The organism is Planococcus sp. TJ-307 (assembly GCF_058268435.1).
In genome coordinates, this window is sequence record NZ_JBZDOJ010000002.1 from 512,694 (window position 1) to 526,102 (window position 13,409).

Here is a 13,409-nt window from a genome sequence, read left to right on the forward strand (position 1 = left end):
ATCCGTTGATAACCACTGTCCTATTTGTCCAGTGGTTGTTTTTTCATCCAGCGATTTCGCATGACAATCGGGACCACCGTCAAGATGATAAAAACCGCCACAGCCAAAACGATGATCTGTGGGTTTCCACTGACAAAACTGCTGCCCAAGAAATTATAGGCAAACGTACCGGGTATGATGCCAATTAACGTCGCCAATGCAAAAGAAGAAAAACGCACTTTGGCAAAAGCAGCCGTGTAACTGATCAAATCAAAATTAATAACTGGTATGAAACGGAACAGCAGCACATACAAAAAGCCATTTTGCTCCATTTGGGATTGGATTTTTGCGGCATTGCCGGTCCACTCTTTGCGGACTAAGCTCTTGCCCAAGGTTTTGGCCACGTAAAATGACAGCATTGCCCCCAAGGTAGCCCCAATAATCGTATATAGTGTACCCAGCCAAGCACCGAAGGCCAATCCACCAGCAATTGATAAGACAGATGCCGGAAATAGGATCAAAGGCCTGATGGTGTAGATTAAGATGTAGATTACAGGCGACCACAGACCGAAGGACAAAATCCAGTTGCGAAGATCATTGGCATCGACTTCAAAAACCGATCGACTGAGCCAAATGACCACTCCAATTGCAACGGCAATCAGCAGCCATTTTCCGATTTGAAGCGTTTTTGGGTTCATGAGTTGCGGGTATGTCGTGAGATGTTGTTGTAACGGTTTTTCATTTCTTCATAGCGTTTGCGGTTCACACCGTTATCGGAATAACCGACACGCGAAGCCGAACGGAATTCGATCCACTGAGCGGCGTCGTTAAAGTAAAATTCAATATCGTCCTTGAATTTCATCTTTTTGGAAGTGGCAACTGCGTAAACATAATTCTCATCGTTTTGAACAATTTCGACTCCTTCATAGCCTTTCAGCATGCCGATCAAGTTCTTTTTCGCTTCGCTTTTGGTGCCATTGTATGGCAATGCAGGTACGTATTTATCTTTTGGTATAGATTGCGACGACACTGCATTTGGTGTGGAAGGCATTTTTTTCAATCGTCCATTTTCCACGCCCAATTTGGGTTTAACGTTGTTTTTAATCGCCATATTAGCAATGCCGATGCCAGCTGCAGCAGCTGCTCCATAACTGGCAATTTTGCCTGCCGGCAATTCGCCTGCTTTTGCTTTGTTAAAGGTTTTGACAACGGGCTGATTGAGCAGGTTATCGACATAGACTTTTTTGCCGATCTTCACCAAGACTTCGCTGTAAGTCGGGTACGGATGAATCACGCCGGATAATTTGCCTAAGTTAATGTGCAAGGACTTGATCGTCTGGATTTGGCTGATAATTTCACCCGCGCGGTCACCCAGAATACTAGCTCCTAAAATAAAGCCTTTTTTATCCAAAATGATTTTCACTTTGCCGATGCTGTCTTTTTTCGTGTTGGCACGGTCAATGTCCGCGTAGTCATGTTCGTAAACGCGAATCGAATCACCATGTTTCTCGCGCGCTTCTTCTTCGGACATACCAGATCTGCCCAGTTCAGGGTCGGTGTATGTACACCACGTAACATGCTCGTAGTCCATTTTTCGGTTAATTGGCAAAATAGCGTTTTGCGTTGCTGTGATTCCTTGAGCATTTGCCATATGCGACAATTGGTATGGACCGACAACGTCACCAATCGCATAAATGCCTTTGGCAGTGGTTTCTAAATGATCGTCCACTTGGATGCTTTTCGAATCGAATTTAACGCCCGCTCTTTCTAAATTATAGCCTTTGACGTTTGCTTGACGACCAAGTGCAACCAAGAGGCCTTCGCTTGAAATGGTTTGTTCATTGCCGTCTTTTTCGATTTTTAACGCGATCTGTCCGCCATTTTGTTCGGCTTTGATAGCAGTAGCACCTGTATGGATAGTTACACCTTCATCAATTAGACGCTGCTGAATCATTAAGACTAGCTCTTCTTCATCTTTCGGCAGGATTCGCTCGAATTTCTCCACAAGCGTCACTTTGACACCGATGCGGTTTAACGCTTGGCTCAATTCAACGCCAATTGCGCCACCACCAAGAATGGTCATCGTTTTTGGAAAAGATTTTTGCTTAAAAATGGTTTCATTCGTTAAATACGATACCTTGTCCAACCCATCGATTGGCGGTACCATCGGAGAAGAACCGGTAGAAAGAATGATTTTCTTCGCTTCAATGCGTTCGCCGTCTACTTCCACGGCATGTGGTCCTACAAATTTTGCGTAGCCATTGATAAAATCGATGCCCGCTTGTTTCAGCACTTCTGGAGATTCACCAGCGTAAACTTTTTGAATCACGTCTTGGATGTCTTTAAGAACAACCGAAGTATCCACTTCCAAATTGGGCGTATATTTTTTGGCGTGATGAACTTCTTTTGCGATGTTGATCAACGATTTACTTGGGATGCATCCAGACCAGGTACACTCTCCTCCTGGCAGGTTCTTATCGATCAGCACTACGCTTTTTGAAAACCCCGCTCCTGTAAAAGCAGCAGTCAGTCCGGCAGCGCCGGCTCCAATTATGGCGATATCATATTTTTTAACCATCTTTACCATTTCCTCTCTTTTCCTGAATTAAGTTCATCTTAACAAAAAACATAATTGACTTTCTCTTAATCGCCCTCGATTCTTCTAATTTTCATTGAATGAGTGGGATTACGGGTCAGCAGTTGGATCCTATTATATACTGAAATTATCTTGAAAACGAAAAGGTGAACACGATGTTGGATACTCATGCACGAAAGCACGTTCAACCAATTGTAGAAAAAACAGCTGACAGGTTGCTGAAATTAGGATTTACCGCGGATGGCGTAACCAAAATTGCCTTTGCAATCGGGCTGTCGTCAGGCCTCTTTATTTATTTGGATCAGCCTTTTTGGGCGGTCGTTGTTCTATGGGTGTCAGGGTATTTGGATGTGGTTGACGGAACCATGGCACGAAAAACAAAACCTTCTTCGTGGGGAACTTTGCTCGATATCAGCTTTGACCGGCTGGTCGAGATCAGCGTTATTTTGGGGCTGGCGTTCCGCTTTCCCGATTCGATGTGGGCTTTGCTGCTGCTGAGCGTTTCCATCATTGTTGCGATGACCGTGTTTCTGACAGTTGGCGCACTTTCCGATAAAGAAGGCATGAAGTCATTTTATTACCAAGCCGGCCTGGCAGAGCGAACAGAAGGCTTTATTCTGTTTACCCTAATGATTGTTTTTTCAACGCATTTAACTGCCATCACACTGGTATTTTTTGCAGTTCAACTTGTGACGATTGCTCAGCGCATGGCTGAAGCGCGACTGATTTTAAAATAGATGGGGGTGACATCAGATGAAGACCCTTGTGCTGGTTGGCGGCGGACATGCACATTTGCACTGCCTGGAACAATTAAAACAGGGCCTCCCGGAAAACTGGCGTGTCCTGCTCATCTCTCCCTCACGTTATCAATATTATTCTGGAATGTTTTCGGGATTTACGGAAGGCATTTATAATTTGGAGGACATTCGAATTGATTTGAAAAGGCTTTGCCAGACAGCAAATGTTAGCTTTATAGAAGATTCAATCGTGGCTGTCAGAGCAGAAGATCAAGTGTTGGCAAGTACTTCGGGTGAAACCTATGGGTATGACTTGGTATCGTTTGATATCGGATCGCAAAGCAATATTCCGGAAACGGCAATAGAATATGTAAGGTCCATCAAACCCAACTATCATTTTCCAGAGCAATTAATAAAGATGCGCGAATCGGCACAGCCTGCGATTGTCGGTGGCGGAGCTTCAGGTGTTGAACTGGCATTTTCGATACTGGCTTGGAGAAAACAGCACAGTCTGCCACTGAACCTCGCATTATTCAGCTCGACTTCCCTGCTCGCAGGACAGGGCGAGTCAGCCTCTAAAAAAATCGAAGCCATCGCTGCGCAGAAATCACTCCCTTTCTTCGCAGGGGTTTCTATTCAGTCCATCAATGAAGTGGGTGTTACAACCAGTAATGGCCATTCCTATCCGCAATCCGATGTACTCTGGCTAACTGGACCCAAAAGTGCAGCTTTGTTTAAGCTTTCGGGCTTACCGACAGATACAGATGGATTTTTGCTGGTCAACGAGACGCTGCAAAGCATTCAATGGCCAGAGATTTTTGGGGCCGGCGATTGCATCACCATAGACCGTTATCCAGATCTCGCTAAAAATGGCGTCTATGCAGTACGCCAAGGACCTGTCTTGTGGAAGAATTTAAAAAACAGCTTGTCCAATAATAAGCTGTTCCCGTTTGCACCGCAGAAATGCTATGTCTCCATCCTGTCTACAGGTGGAGGCGAAGCTTTTCTGTCTTATGGCACGAAGCATTTTCACGGGGCGTTTGCCTGGAAGCTTAAACAGCGTATCGACCGGAAGTTTATGAAGCGCTATAAAGATCTTTATGAGTAAATGAAAAGCTGCCAGTTGGCAGCTTTTTTACATTATGAAATCGGTAGAAATGAGTCTCCCAGTAAACATCTCGTTCGAAATTTAGATCACTCTCAACTAAATATTAATTTGTAAAATTTTCTTCGGTACATTAATGCTTTTCTATACGCAAGGGCTGGGTGGTCAGTTTTTTGTACCCAACGAGCAACAGTCCACAAACAATCGCCGCGGCTAAAAATGTGCCAGCATACCATACAGGAGAAGTTGAAGAGCCGAACGCCACTGCATTTGGCAAGGCTTCGGCATGTTCCCAGGCAGCAGAAAAATTGGGTTTGTATGTGATGGTTTGAACATATCCAACAGACATCGCTGCCGCAAAATAGAGGATATGAATCGCTGCAGCTCCAAGCAATGATTGCCAAATGATTTTCATTTCCATCTTCCTTTCTTTTATTCCATATTTTAGTATATCAATCTATCAGCATTCCGTATATAAATTAGCGAATTTTCTTTCAATTTAATGAAAAAAACTGCGTTTCAGCACATTTTGATTACGATGTGCTGAAATGCAGTGTCTCTGCGGCTAATACTTTTGTTTCTTCATTTGTAATGGAATAAAATATGCCGCGCAGCCTTCCCATCCCAGTTCTTCTATTAAGAGATTGAAACTGGAATAGAAAAATTCCTGTATGGTGTCGCTCAAATTAGCAGAATCAGCTATGCTTTGCAAATCTAAAAAAAACTCGCTTTTTGCAGGGTCATAATAGGCTTGAGTTGGTTTTAAGGCATTGCTGTTTAAATCCTTGTATAAAAAAGGATATGGCAAAACAAAAAATGTGGGGACATCCACTTGTTCATCGCCCAACCAAAATCCGTATTCGATCATCTGTTCATCAAAAGCGGCTTTCTCAATGACTTTGTCTTCTGGAAATGGCTCCATGATGCCGTGAAGGATGAGCAGTGACACATCAAAGGTTCCCCAGAAAAGCGCCGGCTTTACTTTTCTGCAGCGCAGCGGACCTACAAATTTGGACTGTTCACGCAGTGCAAACTGCAATAGTTTCAGCCCTCTCATCGCTTGCTGCTGATCAAACTGTAAAGGAGCTGTGTCTTCATTCAAGTTGTTCTTATAAGCCATTTCTTGCGGCTTTGGATTGATCGCTATGTTTATCCCGCGACGGCTTAACGCTCCAAATATCTCTTCAAAATAATCCTTTATGGATTTAGCTGTCTCCAGTCTAATCGTCTGAACATCCCCTTCGACATTTACAAGGATTTGGCTGTTCCGAATGTCTACTTCAACTTGAAAAGAAGTGTTTTGAGCAAATAATAACCCTGTCGAAAACCCATCGGTTGTAACCGTCAGTGCAACATGTGCCCATTGAGGTTCCTGCTGCGCCGTTTCCAGTTTAATCTTACCTAAAATTTGTGAAATCAAGTGCAAAGTGAATTTGGTCTCTGCCCATTCAGAATGTCGGATAATATCGAGTGTCATGAAATCGCCTCCCTGTACTATTTGGTGATGATGTCCATGGCCGTTGACTGGAAATTAAGTGTTTTTGAAAATTGTAATGTAATTAAAAGCCAGTAATCTCGCTTCTATCTTTTTACTGCTTAACTTCAAAATCACACATCCCTTTCGTGTTTATTAAACTTGTTTGTAATTTCTTTAACTATTTTAATTATAAGATCGGGTCGGTCCAAATGGATGGAATGCGATGCATTTTCCGCAAAAATGACCTTATTATTCGTTGAAAGCACTGCCTGTTCTAAAATCAGTTGCTCCCAGGTGTCTTCGAGCAGAGTTAACTCAGTTTCTGGCAACCCCTCATCTATTCCTTGCTGAATCATATGTTTTTTGTCACGGCCCATCACAACCAGCAATGGATCCGATAGGCACTCTAGTTTTTTTATCGCTTTGGCATCTGCTTTCCAATTTTCTGTTTCGGATTTCATCGCTTTGTATAAGTTTGGTTTTTGCTGGAACTCTATTAATTTGGTTTGAATAGATGGTGGCAACTTTTTTTGAGCATCCGATAATACAGGATGAATCATTCTCTTTAGTTCTTGTTCACTTGAAAGAGCGTACTTTTTACATGCTTCTAGCCACTCCTCATCTGAAGAATTTTGGTTTAGTATGGGTAAATCCAATGTATCGAGTCGTTCCAATTCCACCGAGGTAGCGTCTATCAAAAAAAGTGCCATCACTTTTTCAGGGTGCAGCTTGGTAAAATGCTGTGCACACAGTCCACCATACGAGTGGCCAATCAAAATAACGGGCTCTTCTATTTGCAGAATACGCAACACTTGATTGATTTCTTCGACTACTTGTAAAGTAGTGCGTTTTTCTCCACCTATCTCACTTTCTCCAAGACCTGGCCGATGGAACATGATCGTTCTGTTCGACTGGTCAAGAAGTTCTGTCACTTCAAACCACTCTTCAAATGAACAACCCATACCGGAAAGAATAAGAATTGGAATCCCGCGCGTTCCTTTTAAAGATATTTCCAGTCGTTTTTTGTTTACATCTATAAATTGATTCATTCTGTATTCCTTTCGGTGACCATTATTCTTGTTGATAAATCATTTTCATAAACTCAAAATTGCTTCCATTTGTGGCCTGTATGTATCTTGCATCTTCTATAAAGCCAGCTTTTTTATAGACGTTTATGGCTCTCGCATTAAAAGTAGCTACTGATAGTGAGATTTCTTCTGGTTGATAAGTTGAATTGACAAAGTCGAGTCCCGCTCTCATGAACTCTAACCCCTTGCCTTGTCCTGTTAAACTAGGTTTTATTCCAAGCCCTATGTCTACGCTGTTGTCAGTCAACAGACTAAAACTGAAGAATCCTATAACTTCTTGCTGCTGTGTAACTGCAAAATAAGAATCTCCTCTTTCATTGGAATTCAGAAACCCTTGAAAGTCTTCTGGATCTGCATCCATGTTGTAAAAGGCATATATTCCTTCATAGCGCCAGCAAGTGGCGATTTCTTCTGCTTGCTGTTGTGACATAGGGTGAAATCTATATAACACTTTCATTACTCCTATCTTTGACCATTACGGATTATTTTTATTGCGCAAGAAGTCGCTTACACATAAATAGTTGCCTTGGAGCAGAGAGAATTTTGCTAAGGCAGTGTCCCAATCATAATCAAGATATTGTTATCCCAACCGCTATTGTTCTCGCGTATTTCGTTAATCGATAAATCCGGAAAATTACTCCTCACCAAAGACAACAATTCTTCTTTTTCTATAAGTGTCTCCTCATCTCTAGAAGCAAGTCAGCGCATTGACTGAACCTTTTTTACTTCATTTTTTTAATGTGCACAAAAATCTTTCTACACCTGCATATTTTTCTCCTAAACTAGTTATATCAAATCCATAATTCCGATAAAATCCTACAGATTCAATATCTGTTTCCGCCGTTAGGGTATCGAACGAATGCGTCTGGCACACAAAGTCAATCATGCAACTTGCTGTTCTTTTCTTTCTATGAATTGGAGACACAGCAATATGCTTAAGTTCACAATGACTTAAAGTTAAATACTCGATGCCAATCATTCCTACAAAAATATTTTCAACAAAAAATCCGTATAATTTACGATTTTCTAAAGAGATATACTGATCATATTCTTGTGCAATTTTGTCGTCAGGTATTACGTATGAAAATAGTGCAGCCAAGTCCGACTCAAGTTGCGCAGCTTTGATTTCCTTTATAATTCTCACCTCTTATTCCTAAGAGTATTCTTTATTTCTTATAATAACTGAATTTATGCAATTGTTAAAATCCAGTGAGTTACGATAGAATATTTAAATAAGATGCAAGCAGGTCATAGATCGTCTGATAATAAAAACAAATTATTTAGGAGGCTGAAAAATGAGTTTACAATGGCTGGAATGGGCGCAACGGATCCAAGCGCTTTCTCAATCTGGATTGACTTTCGCAACCGATGTACATGATCTGGAACGATACGAGGAGCTGCGTAGCATCAGTGTGGAAATTATGTCAGAGCACACAGGACTGGAAATGCAGCAGGTGAAAGATTTATTTGCGGTGGAGAAAGGGTACCAGACACCAAAAATGGATGTGCGCGGTGCTGTTTTTCAACATGGAAAAATTCTGATGGTACGAGAAAAAATTGACGGCAAATGGGCGTTGCCTGGTGGATATTGCGACATCGGCTTATCTCCATCAGAGAACATTACTAAAGAAATTGAAGAAGAATCCGGCTTTATCGTAGTTCCGACAAAAATACTGGCTTTGCTGGATATGAGGAAACACACGCATCCTCCGCAACCCTTTCATTATTACAAAATTTTCATTCGATGCGAAATTGTGGGCGGTGAGGCTAAAAGCGGTGTCGAAACGCAAGGAGTAGATTTCTTTCCTGAAGATGACTTACCTGACCTTTCATTAAATCGAAATATCGCATCCCAGATAAAGCTGCTTTTTGACTTCGAGAGAAATCCGGCAAAACCAACAGTTTTTGAGTAATTTGGTAACCCACAAATTTAAGACCTGTTATTTCTCTAATCCAGAACTCATTCCACTATCACTTCTGAAGGTAGAATATACGAAAAGTCTTTTGGCAGATCGAAGGGAACAACCCGGACTTGATCTCCTTCTTCCAGTTCATCAAAAGAACGGATTGAGCCTTTAAAAACTGTGCCGTCAGTTAAATGCAATTCAATAAGCGTTTCGTCTTCTGAATCATTCGAAGAGACTTCCATAATAAAACTCGAATCTGTCTTTTCTGTTACGGTTCCTTCATAGCTTCCACATGCTGATAAAAAAACCGTAAGAATTATCAGTATACCAAGCATTTTCATCACCGTTGTTCACATCCAATTTACTTAGATTTATACAGCAACTTACTTGTACCATTTCGGCTTTATGTCAATGAAATAATCGTGGTCATCTAAAAACGTATAAATCTTATCGAGCGCATTATCCATATCCTCAGGAAACGTGTTCAAAGTCCAAACGACTGAAGAAAACACACACATCGCTAAATACAATGAATACAATCTCCAGAAATCTTCATCGGGCTCTGCCCCATTAAAATAGCCTTTTATTTGGCCGATGGAAAACGGAATGCTTAGTCCACGGCTAAAAATCCCTATTTTGAGAAATTCATGAATGGGGTCTCCCCAATCGTACCTTTCAAAGTCTATAACACCCACGAACTGCTGATTGTGCAAAATCAAATTGCTGAGATGAAAATCATCATGCTGAAAATCGATTTGGCCGCGGTTTCATAAGATGAAGGTTGGTGTCGATAAAATCTATAATTTTTTCATCTTGTTCGATTTTCACACCGCATGAAAGATATGCTTTCATATAGCGTTTATGCTTTTCTGTTTTTCTTCTATACCAGGAATCGATATGCTTGGGCGCTTCAAGCTGGTGCATTTTGCGTAACTCCATGCCTGCTTTATAACCGATCGAAAACTGCTCTTTTTCTGAAGTGGTTAAAATTTCACTCTCTCCATCACTTCCATCTATGTAAGTAACGATCATATATCCGAATTCTTCTGTTTGGCCAATTGCTATTGGTTTGGGGCAAGCGACACCAAGCCTCTGCATTTCTTGTAAAATAGTACTCTCAATTTTTTTCACATCGAACTGTTCCAAGCTAAATGTTCGAAGCAATAGCTTGTCATTGCCTACATGCATATCAATTAAGTATTTTGTGTCTGATGAAAATCCTTTGTCTATTTGAGTGACCTTTTGGCAATTTCTGATTTCTGGAATTTGTTTGACCAGGCTGATACTCATTAGATCACTCCCCTCAATAACTCATTTCCAAGATGTTTTGAAATTGTTCTTGGTCAGAATCGATTCCACATTTTTCACTTAAAATTTGATTTAACCTGAGAATTTCGGGAATCATTTTTACCAAAATTTTTATTACTTCATTAATACTCTTACCGCATTCCCAACTTCTCAATAATGTTAGTTGCTTCAAAGTCAAAATACTTCTCTCACCCTCTACTTTGGACCAACTTCCGTAAGAAGCATCAAAATGTTCGCCCTTTTCCATGTACCAACCAAAAACAATAAGCCATTGCATTCTATCTACACTTGATTCTGCGTGAAGCCTCTCATTCCTCATTGCAGCCCGATAAGTTTCATGAGAATACGCAAGAATTTTTGATTTCCAGAATTCTACTTCAGTTGATTCTAAACTGTAAGATAGTTTAGCCGATTCCTGTAAAATCTTATTCAATACACTGTTTGGATCATATAGAACCTTTGTGTTCTTCAACCAAATAGAAGCCGAAATTTCATCAGCTTCATGATACCAACTGTCTATTTTTACGAAGTGCTCATAATGGCTTACTACCACTGGCCCACTAGGATTGGGATCTTCATGAAAGAGCACCTTCCCCCATTTCTCGGATCTGCCACGCTTGTTTTTAATAAACTCTGCTTTCTTTTCAGCTTTTACAATTGTATGCAAGTCGATGTCTGAATATGTATCAAAATTTTCTTTCGCTAATGAACCGCTAAGGTAAATCGCTAGTACATCTGGATCTGCTGTTAAATCTTGCAATGCGTTATCTAGTAAAGCTTTTCGGTAAGTAGGTATCGACATATCTCTCTCAGTATGTCTACTGCTAAACCCTTTTTTCATACGATCTCTCCTGTCTCCAAAACTTCGACTGGTCATACCCTTCCTGTGGGTGTGGGGATAAACCATGCTTGATGAGCAGCAGAATCTGTTAATTCCATTTACTCATCTCCTTGGTTTACCAGCAATTCTAGTCGAATGTCTCTGCAAACCTTTACTGCCTCCTCGGCTGCGGAATCAATGTAGTCTAAAATTTGCTCCATGGAATATACCTCCAGCTCACTTGCTAGTTCATTCCTCGTAAATATAAAATCTTTAGCCGTTTCCTGCTTGAATTCTTCAAGATTTTCAATCTTAATCTCACTTATATGAGTCGCATACAGAAAGGATTCTATCAATTCATCTTTCAAAGCGTCGCATCCAAAATGGTTAATCAATTTCCCATTTAATTTTCTAAAATCGCTATGCCATTTTTCAAGCAATTGAGGATCAGCATCGATTCGGTTTTTGAAGTCGTTTTTAAAATAAACCTGCTTTAGCCAGACATTGTCGGAAATAAGATGAATCAAGTATCCAAGTCCATATTCTGTTTGAACATCTCGTGGATATTTTCCAATAAACCGCTTGTAATTTACGTGCCGTGTACCATCATCCAAACTTCCTTCATAAAAATGCGAAGCTGATTTTCTTTCAGTTGTATAAGTAGCATCAGGCGCAATTCCTCCTAACAGAAATAGTTGCTTATCCACTATGGCCAACTGCTCAGACACCTTATCAGCAATGAGCAAGTGCATCATTCTAGAACCCATTGTCTTAACTCCTTTCACAGAAATTTTCTAATTAATATCCCCTAAATAAACCGCTTCTTTTTTATTCTTTGCATAACTTTGAATCAGTTTGCAAATACCTTTTGGATAAATTCGATAATCCTTCAGTTGGGAAACTGTCAGCCACTCGATCCCTACTTGATGCGAGTCCGGATTGGTTGGAGCAGACGCTGCCACTTGTTCTTCCAGCAGGTGGCAAACGAAGTAATATTCCACCTGATGAACACCACCATCGAAATGAGCATGCTCATGATTTTTGCCTATGTACTCCCGAATGTGGAGAAGTTCTTTTACTTCGACGTTGCTTCCGATTTCTTCTATGCATTCCCGCTTCACTGTATCTGTCAGAGTTTCCCCATAATCTTGGCCGCCACCTGGGAAAAGATAAAAGAATCCTTCATCGTCCTGATTTTTAGTCATCAAAACCTTAGGTCCTTGAATAATAACTGCCTTTGCCGAATTTCTAATCCCCATCCATTCTTCATTCCAATCCGTTCGTATTTAACAATTTCAATGGGTTCAATTGTATTTCTCAATTTCCTCTGGACTTATAAAAGGTTTTGAGAGAGCTAGAAATCTGATTTTTGACCCTGATTCCAACTCCTCTATTTCGAAATTATGATTACTCCACCGCAATGTGAAAGTGGATAAAACTCACAGGAACAAAAGTCTTTGAATACTGCCTGAAGTTCATCAAATACAAAATAAAATTCGTCCGGATCCCAATAAGGACTGCTGTTTTCTCTGCAAATCTCTAACTCTTCGCGTGTTTGAAAGGCAATGTCGCCGATAACGATCTTGCCTTGTTCCGAAAGAATTTCCAATAGATTTTTTATAAGTTGTGCCTTGTCCACGTCTGTTAAGTGGTGCAAGGTATATGTGCTGACGACAACGTCATATTCTTTCTGTTTCACAGAGTCCGGCAACCCTTTTGAAATGTCCCATTCCACTAAATTAGCTTGTGGCATTTTGTCTTGTGCGATTGTGATCATCCTAGGCGAAAAATCCAAGCCGTCTATTCGATGGCCATTTTCGTATAGTTTGTTGGTTAAAATCCCTGTGCCAAATCCGATATCCAACACGCGCGACTCTTCGTTTTTCATCACTTCATTAAAAACCATGTTCAATATATCTTTGTATCCAGCAAATGGATACAAGTTGTTGTCTTCGCTCACCTGAACTGTTCTGTCGTAATCATCTGCCCATAAATCAAATCCTCGATTATTTAACAGGAATGATCACCCTTCCAATCGTTTGATGCTGTGAATAAACCTCATTACATACTTATATTACCATTTAAAAACAAAATAAATAAATTAAAATTTCATTTGTTTGAATTATTGGTATTTTTGCATTAAAGAAAATGTAAACATACAAAAAATTTAATTGGATATTTCGATTAATGTTTGTAGTACTGATAATATTCGAGAGATTTGTGAACATAAGTAGGATTTCTTTAGGGCCGATTTTATTCAAAGAAAAAAGCCTTCTTAACAGAAAGCTTTCCCTACATAATTTCGGCGAACTATTAATGACTTAAATTATACTACCGTACTCTTCTTTATTCTCAATTCTATAAAGGAATATCTCATTGGTTAAACTTGAGA

General features: G+C 40.4%; 17 protein-coding genes. 3 read left to right on the forward strand and 14 right to left on the reverse strand.

The window, feature by feature from the left end; genetic code table 11:
• Positions 1–20: 20 nt before the first annotated feature.
• Both AC4EHK_RS08875 and AC4EHK_RS08880 read right to left on the reverse strand, forming a co-directional pair.
• On the reverse strand, positions 21–677 hold the full coding sequence (locus tag AC4EHK_RS08875; protein WP_490978436.1) for a TVP38/TMEM64 family protein: 657 nt from the start codon (positions 675–677) through the stop codon (positions 21–23).
• On the reverse strand, positions 674–2,557 hold the full coding sequence (locus AC4EHK_RS08880) for an FAD-dependent oxidoreductase (protein WP_490978437.1): 1,884 nt from the start codon (positions 2,555–2,557) through the stop codon (positions 674–676). Before AC4EHK_RS08880 ends, AC4EHK_RS08875 begins: the two co-directional genes overlap by 4 nt.
• Positions 2,558–2,730: 173 nt before the next feature.
• Here AC4EHK_RS08880 and AC4EHK_RS08885 point away from each other — a divergent pair, with 173 nt between their 5' ends.
• Both AC4EHK_RS08885 and AC4EHK_RS08890 read left to right on the forward strand, forming a co-directional pair.
• Complete coding sequence (locus AC4EHK_RS08885; RefSeq protein ID WP_490978438.1) at positions 2,731–3,312, forward strand: CDP-alcohol phosphatidyltransferase family protein; 582 nt, start codon at positions 2,731–2,733, stop codon at positions 3,310–3,312.
• 16 nt (positions 3,313–3,328) lie between these two features.
• A complete protein-coding gene (locus tag AC4EHK_RS08890) occupies positions 3,329–4,420 on the forward strand; it encodes an FAD-dependent oxidoreductase (RefSeq protein WP_490978439.1) in 1,092 nt (363 codons plus the stop codon).
• Between the two features lie 130 nt (positions 4,421–4,550).
• Here AC4EHK_RS08890 and AC4EHK_RS08895 read toward each other — a convergent pair whose 3' ends face one another.
• The 5 genes from AC4EHK_RS08895 to AC4EHK_RS08915 all read right to left on the reverse strand — a co-directional run bounded on the left by AC4EHK_RS08895 (position 4,551) and on the right by AC4EHK_RS08915 (position 8,126).
• Positions 4,551–4,832, reverse strand: coding sequence for a hypothetical protein (locus tag AC4EHK_RS08895; RefSeq protein WP_490978440.1), 282 nt, complete (start codon positions 4,830–4,832; stop codon positions 4,551–4,553).
• Positions 4,833–4,982: 150 nt separating this feature from the next.
• Positions 4,983–5,894: a DUF5996 family protein gene (locus AC4EHK_RS08900; RefSeq protein ID WP_490978441.1), complete on the reverse strand. Its 912-nt coding sequence runs from the start codon at positions 5,892–5,894 to the stop codon at positions 4,983–4,985.
• 131 nt (positions 5,895–6,025) lie between these two features.
• Positions 6,026–6,943 carry an alpha/beta hydrolase gene (locus AC4EHK_RS08905; protein ID WP_490978442.1) on the reverse strand — a complete coding sequence of 306 codons (918 nt, stop codon included), beginning with the start codon at positions 6,941–6,943 and terminating at the stop codon, positions 6,026–6,028.
• Between the two features lie 22 nt (positions 6,944–6,965).
• Positions 6,966–7,433 carry a GNAT family N-acetyltransferase gene (locus AC4EHK_RS08910; protein ID WP_490978443.1) on the reverse strand — a complete coding sequence of 156 codons (468 nt, stop codon included), beginning with the start codon at positions 7,431–7,433 and terminating at the stop codon, positions 6,966–6,968.
• A gap of 276 nt (positions 7,434–7,709) precedes the next feature.
• Positions 7,710–8,126, reverse strand: a complete 417-nt coding sequence (locus tag AC4EHK_RS08915) for a GNAT family N-acetyltransferase (protein WP_490978444.1) — start codon at positions 8,124–8,126, stop codon at positions 7,710–7,712.
• A gap of 151 nt (positions 8,127–8,277) precedes the next feature.
• Between AC4EHK_RS08915 and AC4EHK_RS08920 the strand changes: the two genes are divergently transcribed.
• Complete coding sequence (locus AC4EHK_RS08920; RefSeq protein ID WP_490978445.1) at positions 8,278–8,895, forward strand: NUDIX hydrolase; 618 nt, start codon at positions 8,278–8,280, stop codon at positions 8,893–8,895.
• A 47-nt stretch (positions 8,896–8,942) separates the two neighbouring features.
• Here the strand turns inward: AC4EHK_RS08920 and AC4EHK_RS08925 are convergent, their stop codons facing one another.
• The 7 genes from AC4EHK_RS08925 to AC4EHK_RS08955 form a co-directional block, all read right to left on the reverse strand.
• Positions 8,943–9,233 (reverse strand): hypothetical protein, encoded by a 291-nt coding sequence (locus AC4EHK_RS08925; RefSeq protein WP_490978446.1) that lies wholly within the window; start codon positions 9,231–9,233, stop codon positions 8,943–8,945.
• Between the two features lie 39 nt (positions 9,234–9,272).
• Positions 9,273–9,584, reverse strand: a complete 312-nt coding sequence (locus tag AC4EHK_RS08930) for a phosphotransferase (RefSeq protein ID WP_490978447.1) — start codon at positions 9,582–9,584, stop codon at positions 9,273–9,275.
• Positions 9,585–9,627: 43 nt separating this feature from the next.
• Entirely contained in the window at positions 9,628–10,179 is a 552-nt protein-coding gene (locus tag AC4EHK_RS08935) for an aminoglycoside phosphotransferase family protein (RefSeq protein WP_490978448.1), read from the reverse strand.
• Positions 10,180–10,192: 13 nt separating this feature from the next.
• On the reverse strand, positions 10,193–11,038 hold the full coding sequence (locus tag AC4EHK_RS08940; protein ID WP_490978449.1) for an aminoglycoside 6-adenylyltransferase: 846 nt from the start codon (positions 11,036–11,038) through the stop codon (positions 10,193–10,195).
• A gap of 98 nt (positions 11,039–11,136) precedes the next feature.
• On the reverse strand, positions 11,137–11,784 hold the full coding sequence (locus tag AC4EHK_RS08945; protein ID WP_490978450.1) for a zinc dependent phospholipase C family protein: 648 nt from the start codon (positions 11,782–11,784) through the stop codon (positions 11,137–11,139).
• A gap of 27 nt (positions 11,785–11,811) precedes the next feature.
• On the reverse strand, positions 11,812–12,276 hold the full coding sequence (locus tag AC4EHK_RS08950; protein ID WP_490978451.1) for an NUDIX domain-containing protein: 465 nt from the start codon (positions 12,274–12,276) through the stop codon (positions 11,812–11,814).
• A 131-nt stretch (positions 12,277–12,407) separates the two neighbouring features.
• Entirely contained in the window at positions 12,408–12,977 is a 570-nt protein-coding gene (locus AC4EHK_RS08955; protein ID WP_490978452.1) for a class I SAM-dependent methyltransferase, read from the reverse strand.
• Positions 12,978–13,409: the final 432 nt, after the last annotated feature.